Source organism: Cellulomonas edaphi (assembly GCF_030362815.1).
GTDB lineage: Bacteria > Actinomycetota > Actinomycetes > Actinomycetales > Cellulomonadaceae > Cellulomonas > Cellulomonas edaphi.
On the sequence record NZ_JAUCGR010000001.1, the window covers coordinates 659,988 to 682,705 of the forward strand.

17 protein-coding genes are annotated in these 22,718 nt (G+C 72.2%); 9 read left to right on the forward strand and 8 right to left on the reverse strand.

Annotation, left to right across the window (positions count from 1 at the left end; translation table 11 throughout):
• Positions 1-386 precede the first annotated feature (386 nt).
• Together QRT05_RS03165 and QRT05_RS03170 are read left to right on the forward strand one after the other, a co-directional pair.
• Positions 387-2,894, forward strand: a complete 2,508-nt coding sequence (locus QRT05_RS03165) for a glycogen/starch/alpha-glucan phosphorylase (RefSeq protein WP_407650286.1) — start codon at positions 387-389, stop codon at positions 2,892-2,894.
• A gap of 124 nt (positions 2,895-3,018) precedes the next feature.
• Complete coding sequence (locus QRT05_RS03170; RefSeq protein WP_289446103.1) at positions 3,019-3,393, forward strand: DUF5997 family protein; 375 nt, start codon at positions 3,019-3,021, stop codon at positions 3,391-3,393.
• A gap of 8 nt (positions 3,394-3,401) precedes the next feature.
• Here QRT05_RS03170 and QRT05_RS03175 read toward each other — a convergent pair whose 3' ends face one another.
• From QRT05_RS03175 to QRT05_RS03185, 3 genes are read right to left on the reverse strand one after another with little or no spacing between them, the layout of a single operon-like run.
• A complete protein-coding gene (locus QRT05_RS03175; RefSeq protein WP_289445190.1) occupies positions 3,402-4,139 on the reverse strand; it encodes a LysR family transcriptional regulator substrate-binding protein in 738 nt (245 codons plus the stop codon).
• Positions 4,136-4,870 (reverse strand): tRNA (guanosine(46)-N7)-methyltransferase TrmB, encoded by a 735-nt coding sequence (gene trmB, locus QRT05_RS03180; RefSeq protein WP_289445192.1) that lies wholly within the window; start codon positions 4,868-4,870, stop codon positions 4,136-4,138. Before trmB ends, QRT05_RS03175 begins: the two co-directional genes overlap by 4 nt.
• A gap of 20 nt (positions 4,871-4,890) precedes the next feature.
• A complete protein-coding gene (locus QRT05_RS03185) occupies positions 4,891-5,643 on the reverse strand; it encodes a VOC family protein (RefSeq protein ID WP_289445194.1) in 753 nt (250 codons plus the stop codon).
• An 81-nt stretch (positions 5,644-5,724) separates the two neighbouring features.
• On the opposite strand from QRT05_RS03185, the gene QRT05_RS03190 reads away from it, so the two are divergent.
• Both QRT05_RS03190 and QRT05_RS03195 read left to right on the forward strand, forming a co-directional pair.
• Positions 5,725-6,693 carry a cation diffusion facilitator family transporter gene (locus QRT05_RS03190; protein ID WP_289445197.1) on the forward strand — a complete coding sequence of 323 codons (969 nt, stop codon included), beginning with the start codon at positions 5,725-5,727 and terminating at the stop codon, positions 6,691-6,693.
• Entirely contained in the window at positions 6,690-8,012 is a 1,323-nt protein-coding gene (locus QRT05_RS03195; RefSeq protein ID WP_289445199.1) for an ion channel protein, read from the forward strand. The genes QRT05_RS03190 and QRT05_RS03195 overlap by 4 nt, the downstream gene beginning before the upstream one ends.
• On the opposite strand, the gene QRT05_RS03200 is transcribed toward QRT05_RS03195, so the two are convergent.
• The gene (locus QRT05_RS03200; RefSeq protein WP_289445201.1) at positions 7,990-8,862 is read right to left on the reverse strand and encodes a YhjD/YihY/BrkB family envelope integrity protein; all 873 of its coding nucleotides are present in this window, start codon (positions 8,860-8,862) and stop codon (positions 7,990-7,992) included. The genes QRT05_RS03195 and QRT05_RS03200 overlap by 23 nt on opposite strands.
• 1 nt (position 8,863) lies before the next feature.
• On the reverse strand, positions 8,864-9,793 hold the full coding sequence (locus QRT05_RS03205; RefSeq protein WP_289445203.1) for an alpha/beta hydrolase: 930 nt from the start codon (positions 9,791-9,793) through the stop codon (positions 8,864-8,866).
• A 120-nt stretch (positions 9,794-9,913) separates the two neighbouring features.
• Between QRT05_RS03205 and clpB the strand changes: the two genes are divergently transcribed.
• Positions 9,914-12,508 carry an ATP-dependent chaperone ClpB gene (gene clpB / locus QRT05_RS03210; RefSeq protein WP_289445204.1) on the forward strand — a complete coding sequence of 865 codons (2,595 nt, stop codon included), beginning with the start codon at positions 9,914-9,916 and terminating at the stop codon, positions 12,506-12,508.
• A 19-nt stretch (positions 12,509-12,527) separates the two neighbouring features.
• On the opposite strand, the gene QRT05_RS03215 is transcribed toward clpB, so the two are convergent.
• Complete coding sequence (locus tag QRT05_RS03215; RefSeq protein WP_289445207.1) at positions 12,528-13,502, reverse strand: sigma-70 family RNA polymerase sigma factor; 975 nt, start codon at positions 13,500-13,502, stop codon at positions 12,528-12,530.
• A 78-nt stretch (positions 13,503-13,580) separates the two neighbouring features.
• Entirely contained in the window at positions 13,581-13,994 is a 414-nt protein-coding gene (locus QRT05_RS03220; RefSeq protein WP_289445209.1) for an SgcJ/EcaC family oxidoreductase, read from the reverse strand.
• Positions 13,995-14,123: 129 nt separating this feature from the next.
• Between QRT05_RS03220 and QRT05_RS03225 the strand changes: the two genes are divergently transcribed.
• Positions 14,124-14,579, forward strand: a complete 456-nt coding sequence (locus tag QRT05_RS03225) for a GatB/YqeY domain-containing protein (RefSeq protein ID WP_289445211.1) — start codon at positions 14,124-14,126, stop codon at positions 14,577-14,579.
• Between the two features lie 106 nt (positions 14,580-14,685).
• On the opposite strand, the gene QRT05_RS03230 is transcribed toward QRT05_RS03225, so the two are convergent.
• Positions 14,686-19,215, reverse strand: a complete 4,530-nt coding sequence (locus QRT05_RS03230; RefSeq protein ID WP_289445213.1) for an endo-1,4-beta-xylanase — start codon at positions 19,213-19,215, stop codon at positions 14,686-14,688.
• Between the two features lie 247 nt (positions 19,216-19,462).
• Between QRT05_RS03230 and QRT05_RS03235 the strand changes: the two genes are divergently transcribed.
• Genes QRT05_RS03235 through QRT05_RS03245 form a run of 3 tightly spaced genes read left to right on the forward strand, consistent with a single transcriptional unit; the run spans position 19,463 to position 22,706 of the window.
• Complete coding sequence (locus tag QRT05_RS03235; RefSeq protein WP_289445214.1) at positions 19,463-20,776, forward strand: ABC transporter substrate-binding protein; 1,314 nt, start codon at positions 19,463-19,465, stop codon at positions 20,774-20,776.
• A gap of 5 nt (positions 20,777-20,781) precedes the next feature.
• Positions 20,782-21,819, forward strand: coding sequence for a carbohydrate ABC transporter permease (locus QRT05_RS03240; protein ID WP_407650287.1), 1,038 nt, complete (start codon positions 20,782-20,784; stop codon positions 21,817-21,819).
• Positions 21,816-22,706, forward strand: coding sequence for a carbohydrate ABC transporter permease (locus QRT05_RS03245; protein WP_289445218.1), 891 nt, complete (start codon positions 21,816-21,818; stop codon positions 22,704-22,706). The genes QRT05_RS03240 and QRT05_RS03245 overlap by 4 nt, the downstream gene beginning before the upstream one ends.
• The last annotated feature ends 12 nt before the right edge of the window (positions 22,707-22,718 follow it).

A 22,718-nucleotide genomic window follows, 5' to 3' on the forward strand; every position in this document is an offset into this window, starting at 1 on the left:
CTGGCCGGCGTCCGCCGAGCGCGGGTCGCCCGCCGCGACCGCGCGTAGCGCGCGACCCGCGCTCGTGCCGCAGCCCCCGCGGTCGCGAATCATGTGCGGCCGAGGCGCGGTGGCGGATGGTGCGCAGGCATCGCGTCGCGGGCGAGTTATTGCACTGGCAGGAAGCCGGGCGCGTAGCCACCCGCCGCCTGGCCGGCGTCCGCCGAGCGCGGGTCGCCCGCCGCGACCGCGCGTGGCGCGCGACCCGCGCTCGTGCCGTAGCACCCGCGGTCGCGAATGGCGCCGCCGCACCCGCGCTCGTGCCGCAGGCCTCGCGGTCGCGGTCGCGGCGTTGGGCATTGGCGGCGGGGGCGTGAGCCGCAGGTCATGCAGGTCACGCGTTGGTGATGACCTGGACACGTAGCCCGGCTACCGTGACGAAGGTGACCGAGAACTCGACACCCATCGCCACGCGTGAGCGCACCGTCGACGGCTTCGTGCGGGAGTTCCTGCGCGAGCTGAACTTCGGGCAGGGGGTAGACCTGTCCCGAGCATCCGTGAACGACCAGTACCTGGCCATGGCCCGCACCGTGCGCCACTACCTCATGGTGCGGTGGCTGGAGACGCTGCGCCGGCAGGGCGAGCTGCAGGCCAAGTCGGTGGCGTACCTGTCCGCCGAGTTCCTGCTGGGCCGCCAGCTGGACAACGCACTGCTCGCCTCGGGGCTCGAGGACATCGTCGAGGAGGGGCTGTCCAGCCTGGGCATCGACCTCGCCACGCTGCGCGACGCGGAGGTCGAGCCCGGTCTCGGCAACGGCGGTCTCGGCCGTCTGGCCGCCTGCTTCATCGACTCGCTCGCCACCATGAACGTCCCGTGCATCGGCTACGGCATCCGCTACGAGTACGGGATCTTCCAGCAGACGTTCGTCGACGGCTGGCAGGTGGAGAAGCCCGACGACTGGCTGGCCCTCGGCTCGCCGTGGGAGTTCCCGCACCCCGAGGCGGCGGTCCGCGTGAACTTCGGCGGCAGCGTCGAGCAGTACCAGGCCGACGACGGCGTCGTCCGGCGCCGCTGGGTGCCGGGCTGGTCGGTGCTCGCGGTGCCCTACAACTACATGGTCCCCGGCTTCGAGAACGGCCGGGTGAACACCCTGCGCCTGTGGAGCGCGCAGGCGACGCACGCGTTCGACCTCGCGATCTTCAACTCGGGCGACTACGCGGAGGCGGTGCGGGCGCAGACCTTCGCCGAGAACATCACGAAGGTGCTCTACCCGGAGGACTCCACGCCGCAGGGCAAGGAGCTGCGCCTGCAGCAGCAGTACTTCTTCGTCGCCGCGTCGCTCAAGAACTTCATCGACGAGGTGCTGCCCGAGGGCTTCGACCTGCACAACCTTCCGGACCGCATCAACTTCCAGCTCAACGACACCCACCCGGTGATCGCGATCCCTGAGCTCATGCGCATCCTGGTCGACGAGAAGGGCTGGGACTGGGACGACGCCTGGTCGGTCACCAGCAAGTGCTTCGCGTACACGTGCCACACCCTGCTCCCCGAGGCGCTCGAGGTGTGGCCCGTCGACCTGCTGGGCCGCCTGCTCCCGCGGCACCTGGAGATCATCTACCGCATCAACGACGCCTTCCTGGCAGAGCTGCGGCAGGAGTACCCGGACGACGAGCTGCGCGTGCGCCGCATGTCGATCATCGCCGAGTACCCGGTGCGCGCGGTGCGCATGGCCTACCTCGCCACCGTCGCCGGGACCAAGGTGAACGGCGTGGCCGAGCTGCACTCGCAGCTGCTGCGGGACAAGGTCCTCAACGACTTCTCGGAGTACTACCCCGACAAGTTCACCAACGTCACCAACGGCGTCACGCCCCGACGGTTCGTCCGGCTGGCCAACCCCGCGCTCTCCGGCCTGATCACCGAGGCGATCGGCGACGGCTGGGTGACCGACCTCGACAAGCTGTCGGGCCTGGAGCCGCTGGCCGAGGACGCCGAGTTCCGGCGCCGCTTCCGTGAGATCAAGCTGCACAACAAGCACCGGATCGCGGACGTGCTGGCCACGCGGGACGGCACCGTGGTGAACCCCGACACGATGTTCGACGTCATGGTCAAGCGGCTGCACGAGTACAAGCGCCAGACCCTCAAGCTCCTGCACATCGTGTCGCTGTACGAGCAGGTCACGTCCGGCAGGCTCGACATCGGCTCCGTCACGCCCCGCACGTTCGCCTTCGGGGCGAAGGCGGCGCCGGGCTACCTGCTGGCAAAGCAGATCATCGGGCTGATCAACGCCGTGGGGCGCACGATCAACGAGGACCCGGCCCTCGAGGGCCGCCTCTCGGTCGTCTTCCCGGCCAACTACAACGTCACGCTCGCCGAGACTCTCATCCCCGCCGCGGACCTGTCGGAGCAGATCTCGCTCGCCGGCAAGGAGGCGTCGGGCACCGGGAACATGAAGTTCATGCTCAACGGCGCCCTGACCATCGGCACGGACGACGGGGCGAACGTCGAGATCCGCCGCCTCGTGGGCGACGAGCACTTCTTCCTGTTCGGCCTCACCGAGCCCGAGGTGGAGCAGCTGGTCGACCGCGGGTACCACCCGTCGGCGTACTACGAGACGAACGCGAGCCTGCGGCGCGCGCTGGACCTCATCGCGTCGGGTGCCTTCTCGAACGGCGACCGCGCGGTCTTCGAGCCGATCGTCTCGAACCTGCTGCACGAGGACCGCTTCCTGGCGCTCGCGGACTTCCAGGCGTACATCGACGCCCAGGCCCGCGTCGACGCCGCCTACGCGGACCCCGAGCAGTGGACCCGCTCGGCTGTCCTCAACGTGGCCCGCGGTGGCTTCTTCTCGTCGGACCGCTCGATGCGCGACTACATCGATCGCATCTGGCACACCCCGCCGGTGCCCCCGGCCTGACCGGCGCAGCGACGACGGCCCCGACGACGCCCTCCGACCTTCCCGGGTCGGAGGGCGTCGTCGTTCGCCACCGCGGACCCGGGGGAACTACGGTGAGCCCGTGAGCCCCAAGAAGTCGCAGGAGATGAAGGCGTCGACCGCCGCCGCCAAGCTGGACGTGTACCTGCCGGCCACGCCGCAGGAGTTCCAGGACAGCACCATCACGCGCGACGAGCTGGCCGAGCTGCAGCGCACGCCGCCGCAGTGGCTGACCGACCTGCGTCGCAACGGACCGCACCCCCGCGGCGTCGTGGCCGCGCGGCTGCGCGTCTCGACGAGCGGCCTGGCCCGCGCCGGGATCACCGACCCGCTGACCACCGACGAGATCGCCGCGCTCATCGCCGACCCGCCGGAGTGGCTGGTCCAGGAGCGGGCGACGTTCGAGGAGGTGCGCCGCGAGGAGCGGCGGCTCGAGTCCCGCGAGGCGGACCGCCGCGCGGCGCAGGCTGCCAAGGGCTGAGGTCCCGCTCAGCGGCCCTTGCGAGGGCGGTGCTTGGTGGTGCTCTGGCGCATGGGCGTACGACCCGACGCGCCGGGCGCGGGCTTCTTCGCCGCAGCGGCCGGCCTGGGCTTCTTCGTCGTCTTCTCCTGCTTCGGCGCGGGCGCAGGCGCGCCCCGGCCGCGTGAGGAGTTCGCCTTGCGGCCCCGCACGATGCCGATGAACTCCTCGACGAGGTCGTCGTAGCGGTCCTCGGGCCACACCAGCGCGACCGACGTCGTCGGGGCCTCCGGGACGGGGATCGCCACCAGGCCCCGGCGCTGGTGCAGCCGCGCGACCGACTGCGGCAGGAGCACGATGCCGACGCCCGCGGCCACCAGGTCGATCGCGTCCGCCGTCGTCGGCACCTCGCCGCCCGCGAACCGCGTGCCGGGCGCCTGCGCCCAGGCCAGCAGGTCGTCGCCCGGCACGACGAGCGTCTCGTCGGCCAGGTCGGCCACGGGCACCTCGTCCACCACGGTGACGACGTGGTCCTTCGGCACCACGACGACGGTGGTCTCCTCGTACAGCGGGATCGCCGCGAGGCCCTCACGGTCGACCGGCAGCCGCACGAGCGCCACGTCCGCGTCGCCGGCGCGCAGCCGCGCCACCGCGTCGGCGGGCTCCGCGTGCACGAGCGTGGCCGGCACGTCGCTGAGCCGCTCGGCCCACACGCGCAGCCAGCGGTCCGGGTTGACCCCCGGGACGAGCAGGATGCGGAAGGTCATCGGATCCTCCGGGCGATCACGTCGTGCACGGGATGGCCGAGGTCCAGGCCGCGCTGCTCGAACTTGGTGACGGGGCGGTGGGCGGGCCGGTCCACCAGGCCGCTGCTGTCCAGGTCGGGGTCGGCCGCGAGCACGTCGCGCATCTGCTCGGCGTACTGGGGCCAGTCGGTGGCGCAGTGCAGCGTTCCCCCGAGGCGCAGCCGACTACGGAGCAGCTCGACGTGCGCCGGCTGCACGAGCCGACGCTTGTGGTGGCGGCTCTTGGGCCAGGGGTCGGGGAAGAACACGTGGACCGCGTCGAGGCTGCCGGGTGCGAGGGCTCGGCGCACGAGGTCCAGGGCGTCGCCATGGCCGACGCGCACGTTGGTCAGCCCCGCCGCGTCGACGAGCCCGAGCAGGCTCGCGATGCCCGGCAGGTGGGCCTCGAGCGCCAGGTAGTCTCGGTCCGGGTCGGCCGCCGCCATGGCCGCGGTGGTCTCTCCCATGCCGGAGCCGATCTCGAGCACCACCGGCGCGGCGCGGCCGAAGAGCGCGACCGTGTCCAGCATCCCGTCGCTCGTGGTGGGGAACGGGTGCTCGGCGTCGTGCACCGAGAACCCGAGGCGCGGCCACAGGTTCGCCAGCGACTCTTCGCGGTCCCGGCTCAGCGGTGCGCGGCGCGGGTGGAACGTGCGCAGCGGCTCGTGCGGGCGCGACGCCACGTGGCGGAAGGCGTCGGAGGGCAGGGGCACGGTCACCCAGCCTACGGACGTCACGGCGGGGTGATGATCGCGAACGCCTCGCCGAACGGGCCGCGCACCCGCGCGTTGCGGCCGAACGGGGAGTCGAACGGCCCGTCGAGCAGGGCGCCGCCCAGCTCGGCGACCCGCGCGGCGGCCGCGTCGACGTCCGGCACGGCGAAGTACACCATCCACGCCGCGGGGGCTGGGGACTGGCCGACGCCCGCCACGGGCACCCCGTCCCGGCGCAGGGACGCGTAGACGAAGCCGTCGCCGCTCATGTCGTCCGCCTCGAGCGACAGGACGTGCTGGTAGAAGGCGAGCGAGAGCGGCTGGTCGGGCGACATCACCTCGGTCCACGCCACGGCGCCGGGCTCGTCGACCACGTCCCAGCCCCGGTGCGCGCGGCTCTGCCAGAAGCCGAAGACGGCCCCGGCGGGGTCGGCGGCGATGGCCATGGCTCCCATCGGGGGGATGGGGGTCGCGCCGACGAGCACGCGCGCCCCGGCTGCTGCCGCGGTGGACACGCTCGCCTCGACGTCGTCGGTGGCGAGGTACACGCACCACTGCGCACGAGAGGTCTGCTCGCCCATCGGCTCACCCAGTCCCGCGACCCGCCGACCCCCCAGGTGCGCGATCGTGTAGCCGCCCGTCTCGGGCCCGCCCACGTCGAACTCCCAGCCCAGCAGGGGGCCGTAGAACGCCCGTGCCGCATCGAGGGACGGCACGGTGAGGTCCGTCCAGGCCGGCGTCCCGGCGGGCCAGGGGTCGCGGTGCGTGGTCATGGCCTCATCCCACACCCTCGCGGGCGTCCCCGCCGCCGGATCCGTCGGGCGTGCGTACGGCTCGTGTGCTACCCACGAGGCATGACCTCGAAGGACGCAACGGGCAGGCCCGAAGGAGGCGAGAGCGCGCTGACGGTCGTCGTCGCGCTCGGCGCCAACGTGCTGATCGCCCTGGCCAAGTCGGCGGCGGCCGTGATCACGGGTGCGGCGTCGATGCTCGCCGAGGCCGCGCACTCGTGGGCCGACGCGGGCAACGAGGTGTTCCTGCTCATCGCCCAGCGCAAGGCCGCCCGACCCGCGGACGACGCCCACCCGCTCGGGTACGGGCGCGAGGTCTACGTGTGGTCCATGTTCGCGGCCATCGGGCTGTTCGCGGTGGGCGCGGGCGTCTCGGTCACCCACGGCGTCCAGGAGCTCGTGCACCCCGAGCCGGCCACCGACTTCGGGGTCGCCTACGTGGTCCTCGCCGTGTCCGCGGTGCTCGAGGGCATCTCGTTCCTGCAGGCGCACAAGCAGGCGCGCCGCGAGGCTGCCGCGCGCGAGACCGAGCTGCTGGACCACATCCTCGCCACGTCCGACCCGACGGTCCGCGCCGTCTTCTTCGAGGACGCGGCCGCGCTCGTCGGCATCGCCATCGCCGCGACCGGGATCGGGCTGCACCAGGCGACCGGCTCCGCGATCCCCGACGCCGTCGGCTCGATCCTTGTGGGCGTGCTGCTGGGCGTGGTCGCCGTGGTGCTGATCCAGCGCAACCGCCGGTTCCTGGTGGGGGAGTACGCCGACTCCCGGGTGGGTGACGCCGTCGTGCGCCAGATGCTCGAGCAGCCCGAGATCGCCCGGGTGACGTCGCTGTCGCTGCAGTACGTCGGTGCGCAGAAGCTCTCGCTCGTCGCCGCCGTCGACCTGGAGGGTGACCCGGACGAGACGCTCGCCTCGCACCAGCTCGCCGAGCTGGAGCGGCGGATCTCTGGCCACCCCGCGATCGTGCGTGCGATCCTCTCCCTGTCCGAGCCCGAGGAGGCTTCGCTCGATCCGGGTGGTGCGACGTGACCGAACCCCTCGAGGGCGATGATGCGGCACCGCACGTGCCGGTCGGGCAGCTGCTCGGTGCGATCGTCCCCGCGGCGGCCGTCGGCGCGCTGTGCTCGCTGCTCCTGATCGGCCTGTCCTTCGTCGCCGAGACGCTCCAGGGCCTGATCTGGGACGACCTGTCGGACGCGCTCGGCATCGCCTCCGACTCACCGTGGTGGATCGTGTCCGTGCTGACCGTGACCGGCGTCGCGGTGGGCCTCGTGGTCAAGTACGTGCCGGGCCACGCGGGGCCGGACCCCGCCACGCACGGGCTCGTCGGACCGCCGCCGTCGCCCTCCGTGACGCCGAGCCTGGCGCTCGCCCTCGTGCTCATGCTCGCGGGCGGCGTGAGCCTGGGGCCCGAGAACCCGATCATGGCGATCAACGCCGCCCTGGTGGTGTGGCTCGGAGGCAAGGTGCTGCCCGCCGCGAAGGTGCCGCACTGGGTGGTGCTGTCCACCGCGGGCACGATCGGGGCGATGTTCGGCACGCCGGTGGCAGCGGCGCTCATGCTGTCCGAGCTCGACGTGGGCGACCGGCGCATCCCCCTGTGGGACCGGCTCTTCGCCCCGCTCGTCGCGGCGACGGCCGGCTCGATCGTCACGCTCAGCCTCTCCGACCTGAGCCTGGTGATCGACCTGCCCGGCTACGCCTTCCACCGGTGGGACCTGCTGATCGCCCTCGCGGTCGCGGTCGGCGCCGCGGTCGTGGGCGTGCTCGCGTCGGCGGTGTTCGCGCCGATGCACGGGCTCTTCCACCGGTTGCGCGACCCGCTGGTCCGGATCACCGTCGGCGGCCTGCTGCTCGGGGTGCTCGGTGCGATCGGTGGGCCCCTCAGCCTGTTCAAGGGCCTCGACGAGATGAAGGAGCTGCCGGCCGAGATCGGCACCATGACGGCGCTGGGCTTCCTCGGGCTGGGCATGGTCAAGGTCGTCGCGCTGCTGGTCGCCTCGACCGCGGGCTTCCGGGGTGGCCGCATCTTCCCGGCGGTCTTCGCGGGCGCCGCCTTCGGGTTCGCCGTGAGCGCCGCCTTCCCGTCCGTCTCCCTGCCGCTCGCCGTAGGCGCGGGCATCGTCGGGCTCGTGGTGGCCGTGAGCCGCAGCGGGTGGCTGAGCATCTTCATGGCGCTCGCGGCCATCCCCGACCCCGTGCTGCTGCCCGTCCTGGTGCTCGCCTCGCTCGGCGCGTGGCTGATGGTGGCGAACCGCCCGGTGATGATCGCGCCCGAGCTCGCGGCCGAGCCGCGCGCCCCGGGGGAGCCCGACGAGCCCGAGGTCAGTCGCCCGACGCCGGCGTGACGCCCGAGCCACCCGAGCCACTCGCGCCGCGCACCACGCGGCCGATCGGCCCGTCCGACTCCGCGCACGCACGACCGATGACGGTCGTCGCGACGATCACCAGGGCGATGGCGAACAGCCAGCCGATGTAAGCGAACACGAGACCGAGCACCCCGAACTGGCGGGCGCCGGCCTCCATCGCGAGCGGCAGGTAGATGCTGCCGGCGAGGTTGAGGACGCCGAGGCAGATCGCCGTGAGGGCCGCGGTGAACACGAGGATGCGCACGGGGACCTGCCGTTGCAGGAGCATCCATGGCACGAAGGTCCACAGCGCGGTCCAGACGGCCACAGCCAGGATCGCCGCGACGGTGCCCCGCCACACGTCTCCCTCGAGCGTCGAGCGGGTGAACGCGATCGCCAGCACCGCGAGGACCACGGCGAGGACGGTGGCGAGCCATCGCCACGCCGTGCGGACGCTCGCCTTGTGCACGCCCCACGTGCGCAGGTACACACGCTCGAGCGCCCGGGAGAACGAGGTGGCACTGAGCAGGGCGACGAGGATGCTGAACGCGCCGATGGAGCCGATGGCGGTCGCGTCCGTCGGCACCGATCCCGCCAGCGCGGCCCGCGTCTGGTCGGACAGGCCGAGGGAGTCGGCGACGAGCGAGCCGAACCCGGGCTGGCGGGGACGGACGGTCGCCGCGACGAGCATGAGCGGGACGATCGAGGTGAACGCCTGTGCCGCGAGGGTCATCGCGCGGTCGAAGACCTCGAGCCGGGCCAGGTCGAGCGCGATCCGTTCCACGAGCCGGCCGCCCCAGGTGTCACGGACGGACTCCCAGGTCCGCAGACCACGCTCGCGGACGCCCACGTCAGTCCTGCTCGAGGTGCCCCGCGAGGAACCGCAGGACCTCGTCCAGGTAGCGCTCGCGCGTCGGGCTGGGGGACAGCGCCAGGTCGTGGGCACCGCCGGGCACCTCGACGAACGTGACGTCGCTCCCCAGCCGGACGGCTCGGCTCGCGATGTGCGCGACGTCGAGCACGGAGTCGGTGGTGAGCAGCTCCTCGTGCCACCGGTCGTCCGGGCCGGTGGCGTCGGAGGCCAGCACCAGCACGGGCACGTCGATCGCGAGGCCGCGAGCCACGCGGGCGTGGCCGCGCCGGACCGCTCTGATGAAGCCGGCGGTCACGGGGAACCCCTCGATCGGCTTCCAGGCCAGGTCGTAGCCCCACTCGGCGTGCAGTGCCTCGCCGTAGTGCTTGCCCAGCCTGGCAGCCCGCAGCGACGGCGCGAACCGGCCGACGACGTCGATCAGCGGGGCGGCCACCGCGCGCTCGAACCAGTTCGCCCGCAGGTCCAGCCAGGGGCTGTTCAGCACGACCGCGTCCACGACGCCGGGGCGCGCGTCGGCCCACAGCGACGCGACCAGGCCGCCCATCGAGTGCGCCATGAGCACCACCTGGTCGTGGTCGGCGCGCAGCAGGCGCACGGCCGCGTCGATCTCCTCGGCCAGCGCGCCCAGGTCGGTCGGTGCATTGGGGCGGCGGCCCGGCCGGATCGAGCGCCCGAAGTCGCGCAGGTCCAGCGCCGCGAAGTCGTAGCCGGCGCCCACGAGCGCGTCGCCGACGTGAGTCTGGAAGAAGTAGTCGACGAACCCGTGGACGTACAGGACCGCGCGCCGCGACGGCGCTGCCACCCGGCGGACCAGCGTCGCGACGGGGTCCGGCGTGCCGCCGTCGGGCCGCAGGGGCAGGGTGGTGACCGTCCATCCCGGGCCGAGCACGTCCACGTCGTTCGCCATGTCGGGATCGTGCCACGCGGCACCAGCAGGCGCAGCCATCGGCAGACTTGAGCGGAATAGACTCAACTCTGGTTAGGGTTGTGACAGGCAGTCATCCGAACCCGACCACCAGGAGGTCATGTGGACGCCAAGTTCACCACGCGGTCCCAGGAGGCCATCGGCGACGCCATCCAGCAGGCGTCCGCAGCGGGCAACCCGCAGCTCGAGCCGGCCCACATGCTCAACGCCCTGCTCCAGCAGGAGGGCGGTGTCGCCGGGGCGCTGCTCGACGCCGTCGGGGCCGACCGTGCCGCGCTCGCGCGCTCGACGCGCGCCGTCCTGGTGGGTCTGCCCGCGAGCTCCGGGTCCACCGTGGCTCAGCCGTCGGCCTCGCGCGCGACGGCCGCCGCCCTGGAGGCGGCGAACGCGGAGGCCCGGGCCCTCGGCGACGACTACGTCTCGACCGAGCACCTGCTGCTCGGCCTGGCCGCGGGCCAGTCGGGCGTCGCCGACGCCCTGCGCGCCGCGGGTGCGTCGCGCGACGCCCTGGCCGCCGCCCTGCCGTCGGTGCGCGGCACCGGCCGCGTGACGAGCCCCAACCCCGAGGGGACGTTCAAGGCCCTCGAGCAGTACGGGCTCGACCTCACCCAGCGCGCGCGCGACGGCAAGCTGGACCCGGTGATCGGTCGCGACTCCGAGATCCGCCGCCTGGTGCAGGTCCTGTCGCGGCGGACCAAGAACAACCCCGTGCTGATCGGCGAGCCGGGCGTGGGCAAGACCGCCGTGGTGGAGGGCCTGGCGCAGCGCATCGTCGCCGGTGACGTGCCCGAGTCGCTGCGTGGCAAGCGCCTGATCGCCCTGGACCTGGCCGCCATGGTGGCCGGCGCGAAGTACCGCGGCGAGTTCGAGGAGCGCCTCAAGGCCGTGCTGGAGGAGATCACCAGCTCGGACGGCGAGGTCGTCACGTTCATCGACGAGCTGCACACGGTCGTCGGCGCGGGCGCGGGCGGCGAGGGCGCGATGGACGCCGGCAACATGCTCAAGCCCATGCTCGCGCGCGGCGAGCTGCGCCTGGTGGGCGCCACCACGCTCGACGAGTACCGCGAGCGGATCGAGAAGGACCCCGCGCTGGAGCGCCGGTTCCAGCAGGTCTACGTCGGCGAGCCCTCGGTCGAGGACACCGTCGCGATCCTGCGCGGGCTCAAGGAGCGCTACGAGGCGCACCACAAGGTCACCATCTCCGACGCCGCGCTCGTCGCGGCCGCGTCGCTGTCCGACCGCTACATCCCCGGACGCCAGCTGCCCGACAAGGCGATCGACCTGGTCGACGAGGCCGCCTCCCGCCTGCGCATGGAGCTCGACTCGAGCCCCATCGAGGTGGACCAGCTCCAGCGCGCCGTGACCCGGCTCGAGATGGAGGAGGTCGTGCTCTCGGAGTCCGACGACGAGGCCTCCGCCGAGCGGCTCGAGCGGCTGCGTGCCGACCTCGCCGACCGGCGCGAGGCGCTCGCCTCGCTCACGGCCCGCTGGGAGAAGGAGAAGGCGGGCCACAACCTCGTCGGCGACCTGAAGGCGCGGCTGGACACCCTGCGCACCGAGGCCGAGCGCCTGCTGCGTGAGGGCTCCCTCGAGGCCGCCGCCCGGCTCCAGTACGGGGAGATCCCCGCCCTGGAGGACGAGATCCGCCGCGCCGAGGAGTCGGAGGCCGCGGTGGACGACGAGCTCCCCGAGGGCACTCCGATGATCGCCGACAAGGTGGGGCCCGACGAGGTCGCCGAGGTGGTGGCCATGTGGACGGGCATCCCCGCGGGCCGGCTGCTCGAAGGCGAGACGGCGAAGCTCCTGCGCATGGAGGAGGTGATCGGCGAGCGGCTGATCGGCCAGAGCGCCGCGGTCGGTGCCGTCTCCGACGCGGTCCGGCGTGCCCGCACGGGCATCTCCGACCCGAACCGGCCCACGGGCTCGTTCCTGTTCCTGGGCCCCACGGGCGTCGGCAAGACGGAGCTGGCCAAGGCGCTCGCGGACTTCCTCTTCGACGACGAGCGCGCCATGGTCCGCATCGACATGTCGGAGTACGCCGAGAAGCACTCGGTCGCGCGGCTCGTCGGGGCGCCTCCCGGCTACGTCGGCTACGAGGAGGGCGGCCAGCTCACCGAGGCCGTGCGACGCCGGCCGTATTCGGTGGTGCTGCTCGACGAGGTGGAGAAGGCCCACCCGGAGGTGTTCGACGTCCTGCTGCAGGTGCTCGACGACGGCCGGCTGACGGACGGCCAGGGTCGGACCGTCGACTTCCGCAACGTGATCCTGGTGCTCACCTCGAACCTGGGCTCGCAGTTCCTGGTGGACCCCCTGCTGTCCGAGGAGGCCAAGCGCGAGGCCGTGATGAGTGCGGTCCGGGGAGCCTTCAAGCCGGAGTTCCTCAACCGGCTCGACGACGTGGTGCTCTTCGACCCGCTGTCGATCGCCGAGCTCGGCCACATCGTCGACATCCAGGTGGCCTCGCTGGCCGCTCGGCTGCACGAGCGGCGGCTGACGCTCGAGGTCACGCCGAGCGCGCGGGAGTGGTTGGCGCTGGAGGGCTACGACCCCGCGTACGGCGCGCGTCCGCTGCGGCGGCTCGTGCAGCGCGAGATCGGCGACCGGCTGGCGCGAGCGCTGCTGTCCGGCGAGGTCCGCGACGGGCAGACCGTGGTGGTCGACCGGTCCGGCGCCGGGCTGTCGGTCACCGCGCGCTGAGCTCTGGGGCTCCCGGCCGTCAGCGGCCGGGAGCCAGCTCGGCAGGGATCCCGAAGGCGTCGAGCGTGGCGGCCTCCGTGAACACGACCGCGCGCCTGATCCCGGCCGCGACCACGTCGAAGACCTGCAGCGAGTGGCGCGCGTAGGCCCCGTCCACCCGGGTGTAGGCGGCGACCGCCGGCTGGCCGTTCGCCGCCACGGGCCGCATGCGCCAGTCGGTGCCACGCAGCTCGAGCGCGCGGGCGATGAACGCCACGTAGTCGGCCGGCCCGCGGTACCAGACGGCGACCGGCGGCATCTCCAGCACGACGTCGTCGGTGAGCAACGAGGCCAGGGCGGCGAGGTCCGTGCCGACGAACGCGTCGACGTACCGGTCGACGTGCGCGCGGCGCTCCGCCGAGCTGGGCTCGCGCACACCGTCCTCGCCGACCCCCGTCTCGCGCAGCCGCGCGCGGGCCCGCTGCAGACCGCTGTTCACGGCGGCCGGCGTGGTGCCCAGCGCGACGGCGACCTCGGCGGCCGACCATTCGAGCACCTCGCGCAGGATGAGGATCGCGCGCTGCCGGGCGGGCAGCAGCTGCATCCCCGCGATGAGCGCGAGCCGCAGCCGGCCGCGCGCGAGGACGACCGCGGCGGGGTCGCCCGCGTCGCCGCTGAGCAACGAGTCCGGGATCGGCTCGAGCCACGCGGGCTCCGCGCCAGGGACGAGCGGCGCCCGCGGGTCGTCGCTCGCGGCCACGACGCCGGACGGCAGTGGCCGGCGTCGGCGGCCGTCGAGCGCCGTGAGGCACGCGTTGGTCGCGATCCGGTGCAGCCACGTGCGCATCGAGGCGCGTCGCTCGTCGTACCGGTCGTAGGCGCGCCAGGCCCGCAGCAGCGTGTCCTGCACCAGGTCCTCGGCGTCGTGGACCGACCCGAGCATCTGGTAGCAGTGCGCGAGCAGCTCACGGCGGTACGGAGCGGTCTGACGCTCGAAGTCGTCGGTGCGGGGCACGCGTGGCCTCTCGGAGGTCGGTGGTGGCTCGATGTAACCACGGCCGGACCGGGCGGTGGGACCGCCCGGTCCGACCGCTCACGCCGGGCAGTTCTGGAACGCGGCGACGCGCCAGGTGCCCCCGGACCGGGCCAGCGTCCAGGTCGCACGGCGCAGCATCGCCGGCCGGACGGTGCTCTCACCGGCGGCGACGATCCCGCCGAGCGTCGTGACGACGGCCGCGTCGGGCGCGACGAGCCGCACGTGGCGCTCGGTCTCCAGCAGGGACGTCCCCCGGAGCATCCCCGCGAAGCCCGCGGCCATGAACGCACGGATCGCCTCGCGTCCCTCGGTGCAGGTGCCGGCCGTGATGACGGTCGCGTCCTGCGCGTACAGCTCCGCGGACGCGTCGGCGTCCTGGGCCGCCCAGGCGGCCGCGATCCCCACCAGGACGTCGACGACGGCGTCCGCCTCCGCCTCGGTGATGGGTCTGGTCGACTCGAGTGTGGTCATGGCGTGCTCCTCGGTTGTTCCGGTGTGCGGAGGGTCCCGCACCGGTACATACCGCCGGGCCGCCTCGGACTCATCGCCGTCGGACGTATCTCTCTCGTGCTCACCGGGCGGCCGCGCGACAATGGCCCCATGAGCTCCGAGACGCTGGACCGCCTGACCGCCGACCTCACCACCGCGATGAAGGCCCGCGACGCCGCGCGCACCAACACGCTGCGGCAGGCGATCGGAGCCGTGCGCGCCGAGGCCAAGGCGGGCCCCGTGGAGAAGGAGCTGTCCGAGGACGACGTGCTCAAGGTGCTGTCCCGCGAGGTCAAGAAGCGCCGCGACACCGCCCAGATCTACACCGACGCGGGCGCCACCGACCGGGCCGCGACCGAGACCGCCGAGGCCGACCTGTTCGAGACGTACCTGCCGGCCCGGTTGTCGGACGACGAGCTCGCGGCGCTGGTCGCCGCCGTGATCGCGGAGACGGGCGCCGGCTCGATGCGCGACATGGGCGCCGTGATGAAGGAGGCGACCGCGCGCGCGGGCGCCTCGGCCGACGGCAAGAAGCTCTCGACGCTGGTGCGGGCCGCACTGGCCTGACGTGCCGCGAGCGACCCGGCAGCTGCCGGGTCGCTCGCGGGGTCCTGCTGGAGCCGAGGGGCCCCGGTCAGGGTGGGAGTCGACCGGTGCCCCTCGGCGGTTCAGGTCAGCGGTGCCTCACCTGCAGCACTGCCGTGTGCGACGTGACCGACCCGGCGCGGTTGCGCACGACCACCCGGTAGGACGTCCCGTCCGTGCGCGCGCCGGCCTTCACGACGAGCGTCCGGCCGGTCGCCCCCGTGACGCGGTACCACGACGAGCTGCCGGGCGCTCGCTGGTACCACTGGAGCAAGGGCGCCGGCGTGCCCGACACCGTGACGGAGAACCGCACGGTCGTCCCGCTGGCCACCCGCACGGACCGAGGCTGGCTCGTGATGCGGGGCGTCACCGGGGTGGGGTACACCGTCGCCGTCCTCGTCACCGCCTGGCCGCCCCGGTTGGTGAACACCGCGCGGTACGCGACCCGCGTGGCGCCGACCGTCACCGTGAGCGAGGGCCGGGTGGCCCCGCTGACCGCACGCCAGGTCGTGGACCCGGCGGCGCGCTTCTGCCACCGCACGGTGGGAGCCGGGTACCCGCTCGCCGCCGCCTTCAGGGTGACCGACCGTCCCGTCCGGGCCTGCGTGGACCGCGGCTGGGTGGTGACCTTGGGGGCCTGCACCTTGACCTTCACCGCGGCCGTCGCGGTGGTCGCCACGCCCGAGGCGTTGGTGAACACCGCCCGGTAGCGGCTCCCGTCGGTGCTGGCCGACAGCGTCACGGCCAGTGACGGGCTCGTCGCGCCCGGGACGTCGACCCAGGTGCTGCCCAGGCGCTGCCACCGGACCGTGGGGGCCGGCACGCCGCTGGCGGCGGCGGTGAGCTTCACGGTCGACCCGAGGGTCCCGGTGACGGACGCGGGCTGCCGGGTGACGGCCGGTGCCGCCGGCTGCGGACCGGCGGGCTCGACGAACCGGCCCACCCCCCACCGGCTCGTGTCCTGGTACGAGCGTCCCGTGGGGTCCGACCACGTGCGCACCGCGTCCCGGACGCCCGCGGTGGCGTCGTTGACCTGGAAGTCGAGCCCAGCGAGGTCACCCGCCGTGACGGCGTGACCGAGCGAGAGCGACGCCTCGACGACGTAGCCGCCGTCCACCACGCGGGTGGCGCTGGTCAGCCGGTCGCCGATCACCGAGAGGTCGCCGCTGACGGACTCCGCGCCGGTGTAGCTGATCCGGTACTGGCCGTCGGCCGGGTTGTAGGCCCCTGCCTTGGCGTTGACCGGGTCGAGGAAGATCTCGACCGAGTCCTGCTCCCACGCGTTGGAGCTGGTGGCGTCCAGGTGGGGGTCCGTCACCTCGGCGAGCACGTCAATCGAGTCGCCGTGCCAGAGCAGCCGCACGTTCGCGGACGCGCCGCCGGTGCCCTCCACCTGCACGTCGGTCCGGACGCTCGGGGCGTCCGCCCACGCGGCGTCGACCACGCCGTCGATCGTGGGTGCCGCGGCCGTCCGCGGCACGTCGACGACGCCGATCGGCCCGATGAGCGTGACCACGCCCAGCGCCCCACCCGTCTCCTGGTGGTTCGAGAGGTCGTTCCACGACGCGGTGCTGCCGCTGCCGTCGGCGACGCGCACGTCGAACGGCACGGTCGCGCCGACGGCACCCGGTGCCGTGAGCGGCACGTCCACGACGACGTCGTAGCCCGTGCTCGTCGAAGTCGCCTCGCTGCGCGTGACGACGACGGGCTCACCGGGGCCGAACAGCGTCACCGAGTCGTCGGCGCCGTCGTCGGTCGCGTCCACCACGTGCACGCGCGCGGTGAGCTGGCTGCCCGACCAGCGCAGCTGGAAGCCCGTGCCACCCGAGATCTCGACGTCGGGCAGCAGCGCCCAGCTGTCGTCGGGCGACGTCTGCTGTGCGTTGGCCGCGCGTGTCAGCGTGGGCAGCTTGCTCGGGTCGACGATGCCCCAGTACGCGGGCTTGGCCTGCAGCTCGTCGTCGAACACGAGCGGTGCACCCGTGCGCCAGCTGCGGCTGTCGTACGGGCCCCACACCGTCACGGAGAACAGGTCCGGGAACTCGCGCAGCATGGAGAAGACGCTCGCGAAGTAGTAGCCCTGCGCCACCAGCTTCTCCTGCGTGACCGTGCCGTCGATCTGCACGTCGAGCTCGGAGACGTCCTGCAGGACGCCCAGCGTCGCGAACTTCTCGAGCGACGTGCGCATCTGGTCCACCGGCTGCGCGAGGCTCACGTGGAACTGGTGGCCCACGCCGTTGATGGGGGTGCCGGACGTGAGCAACCCGTCCACGACGTCGAACATCGCCTGCCGCTTGGCGGGCAGCTCGGTGTTGTAGTCGTTGATGAACAGCTTCACGGGACCGTCGACGTCACCGTCGTTGAAGGCCTGCGAGGCGATCTCGAAGGCGTCCTTGATGTAGCCCGAGCCCAGGGTCCGGTACCACTCGCTGCGGCGGAGGCCGTCGCTCTCGCTCTCCGCGATCGCCTCGTTGACCACGTCGAAACCGACGATCGGGTTGCCGGCCGTGCCGTACTCGCCGTACTTGGTGCGGAAGTGGTTCGCCACGGTCTCGATGTGGGTCGTCATGCGCCCCAGCAGCAGCGCCTTGTCGTCGGCGCTGTCCGCGAGCGGCGTGCCGTCCTCGTGCTGGAAGAACCACGCCGGCGTCTGGCTGTGCCACACGAGCGTGTGCCCGTAGACGCGCAGCCCGTTCGCGATCGCGAAGTCGACCAGCTGGTCGGCGGCCTCGAACGTGAAGGTGCCCTCCGTCGGCTGGATCGCCTCGGGCTTCATGACGTTCTCGGGCGTGAGCTGGTCGAAGTGCTTGGTGACCAGCTCCTTGCCGGGCCCGGCGGTCTCGCGCTCGTCGATGGCCACGCCCACCGGCCACGGCAGCTCGTCCTTGAGCGACGGGATGTCCTGCTGGACGGGAGGCGCGGTGGACCCGGTGACCACGATGTCGTCCACCAGGAACGACGCCGTGCCCGAGGCCGTCTCGAAGTAGAGCAGGGCGGTGTCGGCCGAGGTCATGGTGTAGCTGCCCGTCAGGCGCGTCCACGCATCGGCCGTGACGTCCTCCGCCGTCGTGACCGTGTCGTACGACGAGGTGCCGCCGTTGTCACGCTGCACGCTCACGCGGACGTCGGCGGGAGCGGTCTCGTCCGCCGCGAGGCGGACCCAGGCGGAGATCGCGTACGTGCGCCCGCTGACGAACGCGTCGGTGACCGAGGCGCCGAGGCCGTGCCAGCCGTCGGTGCGGCCGGTCACGCTCGCCGAGTGTGCGCCGCCGTGCGCGACGTCGGAGACGGCCACCACCGGGGCGGTGCCGTTGCCGCGCGCCGACCACACGCCCAGGCCGTCCTCGAAGCCGGTCGACAGCGCCGTCGGGACCGTCCCGTCCCCGTCGGCCCCGCCGGCGGGCAGCGTGAACGACCAGCCGGCGGCCAGGCGCTCGGCGACCACCGTGCGCACCGCGGCGAGCGTCCCGGAGCGGTCGCCTCCGCCGTCGTGCGCGAGCACGACCTGGCCGGGCTTCATCGCGGCACGCAGGTTGGTGGTGAGCGTCGAGACGTCCTGCGTCTCCCAGTCGCTGATGGTGTTGGTCACCGCGAGCGGCTGCATGCCGAGGTCCACCGCCACCTGCGCCGTCTGGCCCCAGCTGCCGTTGGGGGCGCGGAAGTACGGCACCTTCGCCTGCGGGTCGCCGAGCGCGTCACGGATGATCGCGAGGTTCTCGACGAGGTCCGCCCGCACCTGGGCCGCCGACCAGCTGCCCATGTCGGCGTACGACGTGGTGTGGTTGCACAGCGTGTGGCCCTCCGCGACGATCCGGCGCAGCATCTCGGCGCCGCCCGGCGCCTGGATGTTCTGGCCGATGACGCAGAAGGTCGCGTGGATGCCCTGCTCGGCCAGGAAGTCGAGCAACGCGCCCGTGGTGGCGCCGTTGGGGCCGTCGTCGAACGTGAGCGCCGCGACGTCGCCGGTGCCGCGCGCGGCCGAGACGGGGGTGGGCACGGGGTTCACGGCGCCTCCGGGCACGACGTCGGGGTCCGGGTCGGCTCCGCCGCCGGGGGTCGTCACGAGGACGTCGTCGACCAGGAAGGAGGGGTTCGCGCCGTCGATGGGCGCGGCCTCCAGGTAGAGCGACGCGGACGTCACCGACGCCGCGCGGGTGTACGTGCCGGTCAGCTGCGCCCAGCCGTCGGCGGTCACGGTGACGGGCGAGCCGACCCACGCGAACTGGTTGTCCGCGGGGCTCTGCTCGACGGTGAAGTGCATCGCCGACGAGCCCGTGGTCCCGGGCGCGAGCCGCACCCACGCGGAGACGGTCACGGCGGAGCCGGCGGGGAACAGGCTGCTCACGTCGGTGGCCGGCCCGTTCCAGTCACCCGTGCGGCCGGTCACGGCCAGGCTGCGGCTGCCCGAGTGGGCGGCCGTGTCCACCACGGTCAGGGAGACGGGTCCGCGCGGGCCCCACGGCGTCGCACCCCCGGACTCGAAGTCGTTGGCGATCAGCGTCGCCGGGCCGTCGTCGGCGGCCACGGCCGGGCCGGTGGTCACGCCGGCGGTCACAGCCGCGACGGCGACGGCGACGATCGCCGTACCGATCCTCCTGAGAGTTCGTACCGGTCTCATCAGCGCTCCTTTGCGCGATTCGGGTCCCACCCCGCCCGGGAGGCTACGCAGAAATCGGACACGTTTCGATAACGTTACCTATAACGTTATCGAAACGTGTCCAAGAGGTCCTGGCGACGAGCAGAGACGCTGGTCACCCGGGCGGAGCAACGTTTCGATAACGTTATCGCTAACGATTGACAGAGCGCCCCGCGAACTGTCAACGTTGCGTCGTCCATCCCTCTCAGTGACGACGAGGAGTTCAAAGATGAAGAGGACGCCAGTCCTGCGTGCCCTGGCCGTCGGCGTGGGTCTCGCACTGCTCGGAGCGTGCAGCTCGGGCGGATCCAGCAACGAGGCGGACCCCAGCACGTCCGCCTCGGGCGGTGCCAAGGACGTGACCATCACGTGGTGGCACAACTCGAACACCGACCCCGGCATGAGCTACTACGCCAAGGTCGCCAAGGACTTCGAGGCAGCCAACCCGGGCGTGACCATCAAGGTCAGCGCCATGCAGCACGAGGACATGCTCACCAAGCTGGACGCCGCCTTCCAGAGCGACGACGCCCCGGACATCTACATGGAGCGTGGTGGCGGCGAGCTCGCCGACCACGTCGAGGCGGGCCTCACCAAGGACATCTCCGAGTCGGCGAAGGACGTCATCGACAAGATCGGTGGCTCCGTGGCGGGTTGGCAGGTCGACGGCAAGACGTACGCGCTGCCGTTCTCGGTCGGCGTCGTGGGCTTCTGGTACAACAAGGCGCTCTTCGAGCAGGCGGGGATCACCGAGACCCCCACCTCGTGGGACGACCTGTACGCCGACATCGACAAGATCAAGGCCGCGGGCATCGAGCCCATCTCCGTGGGTGCGGGCGACAAGTGGCCCGCCGCGCACTACTGGTACCAGTTCGCGCTGCGCGAGTGCTCGCAGCAGGTGCTGACCGACGCGGTCAAGTCGCTCGAGTTCTCCGACCCCTGCTTCATCAAGGCCGGCGAGGACCTGCAGAAGGTCATCGCCGCGAAGCCGTTCAACAAGGGCTTCCTGTCCACCCCGGCCCAGACCGGCCCGACGAGCGCCTCCGGCCTGCTCGCCACCGGCAAGGTCGCGATGGAGATGCAGGGGCACTGGGAGCCCGGCGTCATGCAGGGGCTGACCGAGGACAAGAAGGGCCTCGGCGAGAACACCGGCTGGTTCTCGTTCCCGTCCGTGCAGGGTGGCCAGGGTGACCCGGCCGCGCAGCTCGGCGGCGGCGACGCGTGGGCCGTCTCGCAGAAGGCGCCCGACCAGGCCGTGGAGTTCGTCAAGTACCTGCTGTCCGACGAGGTCCAGAAGGGCTTCGCCGAGCAGGACATGGGTCTGCCCACCAACTCGACGGCCTCGCAGTACGTGTCCGACCCGGCGCTCGCCGGCCTGCTCAAGGTGCGCGACGCGGCCCCGTACGTCCAGCTCTACTTCGACACGGCGTTCGGTTCCGCGGTCGGTGGCGCGATGAACGACGAGATCGCCCTGATGTTCGCCGGCAAGGCGAGCCCGCAGGACATCGTCGACGCCACGCAGCAGGCAGCTGACGCAGAGAAGTGACCGACGTGGCAGACGACACGACCGCCTCTGGCGGAACCACCGTCTCGGCTGCGACGTCCATTCCCCAGGCCCCGGCCGCCGGTCGCGCTTCGGCGCGGCCGGCCGGCCCGGTCCCGGGTGGGCGCCGTCGGTCGAGCACGTCGGTCCGCATGCGCCTCGAGATCCTGTTCTTCGTGGCACCGGCCCTGCTGGTGTTCCTGTTCTTCGTGGTCTGGCCGATCATCAAGGCCGTCCAGTTCTCCGTGTACCGCTGGAAGGGCTACGGCCCGCTGGTCGACTTCGTCGGCCTGAAGAACTACGCGTCGGTGCTGCAGAACGAGGTCTTCACCGACGCGTTCATGCACAACATCACCATCGTCGTCTTCTCGATCCTCATCCAGCTGCCCCTCGGGCTGGCGATCGCCCTGCTGCTGAACCGCAAGATGTGGGGTCAGAGCGCGCTGCGGACCATCATCTTCGTGCCGTACGTGCTGGCCGAGGTCATCGCCGGCGTGGTGTGGTTCCAGCTGCTGCAGCCGCAGTACGGCGTGATCGACACCATCCTCAGTGCGATCGGCCTGCACGGCCCGGAGGAGGGCTGGCTCGGTACGCCCGACGTCGCGCTGTACACGGTGATCGCCGTCCTGACGTGGAAGTACCTGGGCCTCGCGGTGATCCTGTTCCTCGCCGGCCTGCAGGGCGTTCCCGAGGAGCTCTACGAGGCGGCCTCGATCGACGGCGCCACCTGGTGGCAGGTGCAGCGCAAGATCACGATCCCCCTGCTCGGCCCCACCATCCGCACCTGGGCGTTCCTGTCGATGATCGGCTCGCTGCAGCTGTTCGACATGGTCTGGATCCTCACGGGCGGCGGACCGGCCAACTCGACGACCACCATGGCGACCTTCCTCATCACGGAGGGCACCAAGCGGTCCAACTACGGCATCGCCTCCGCGGCTTCGGTGATCCTCTTCGTCGTCGCTCTCGTGATGGCCCTGCTGTACCAGTACTTCGTCCTGCGCCGTGACTCGCAGGACGCCCCCCGGAACAAGAGGGCCAAGCGATGAGCGCGGGCATGATGACGGACGCGGTCGCCGCGCCGAAGCGGCAGGCGACGCACACGCGGCGGATCAAGCGCCACGGCGGGGGAAGCCCGCTGATCTACCTGATCGCCCTGGTCGTGGTCGGCTTCACGGTGGGGCCGGTGCTCTACGGGGTGCTCGGCGGCTTCCGCACCAACGCGCAGCTGGCCGACAAGCCGGCCGCGCTGCCCTCACCCTGGGTGCTGAGCAACTACACGGGCGTGCTGACCAACCCGAGCTTCTGGCACTACGCGGTGAACTCGACCGTCATCGCCCTGCTCACCACGACGATCGTGGTGGTCTTCGGGATGATGGCGGCCTACCCGCTGGCCAGGTACAAGTTCCGCGGGCGCGAGCCGCTGTTCCTCGTGTTCGTGCTCGGCCTGCTCTTCCCAGCCACGGTGGCGATCATCCCGCTGTTCATCCTCATCACGAAGGACCTCAACATGGGGAACACGTGGTGGGGGGTGGCGCTGCCCCAGGCGGCGTTCGCGCTGCCCATGACGGTGGTGATCCTGCGCCCGTTCCTCATGGCCCTGCCCAACGAGCTCGAGGAGGCGGCGCTGCTGGACGGCGCGTCCCGCATCGGCTTCTTCTGGCGGATCCTCGTGCCGCTCTCGGGCCCGGGCATGGTCACGGTCGGCGTGCTCGCCTTCGTCGGCTCGTGGAACGCCTACCTGCTCCCGCTGCTCCTGCTGCAGGACGACATGAAGACCCTCCCGCTCGGTGTCGCCGACTTCTCCTCGGAGCACGCGTCGGACACCGCCGGGGTCTTCGCCTTCACGACGCTCGCGATGATCCCCGCGCTGGTGTTCTTCCTCGCGCTGCAGAAGCGGATCGTCAACGGGCTCCAGGGCGCCGTCAAGGGCTGAGCGCCCACTCAA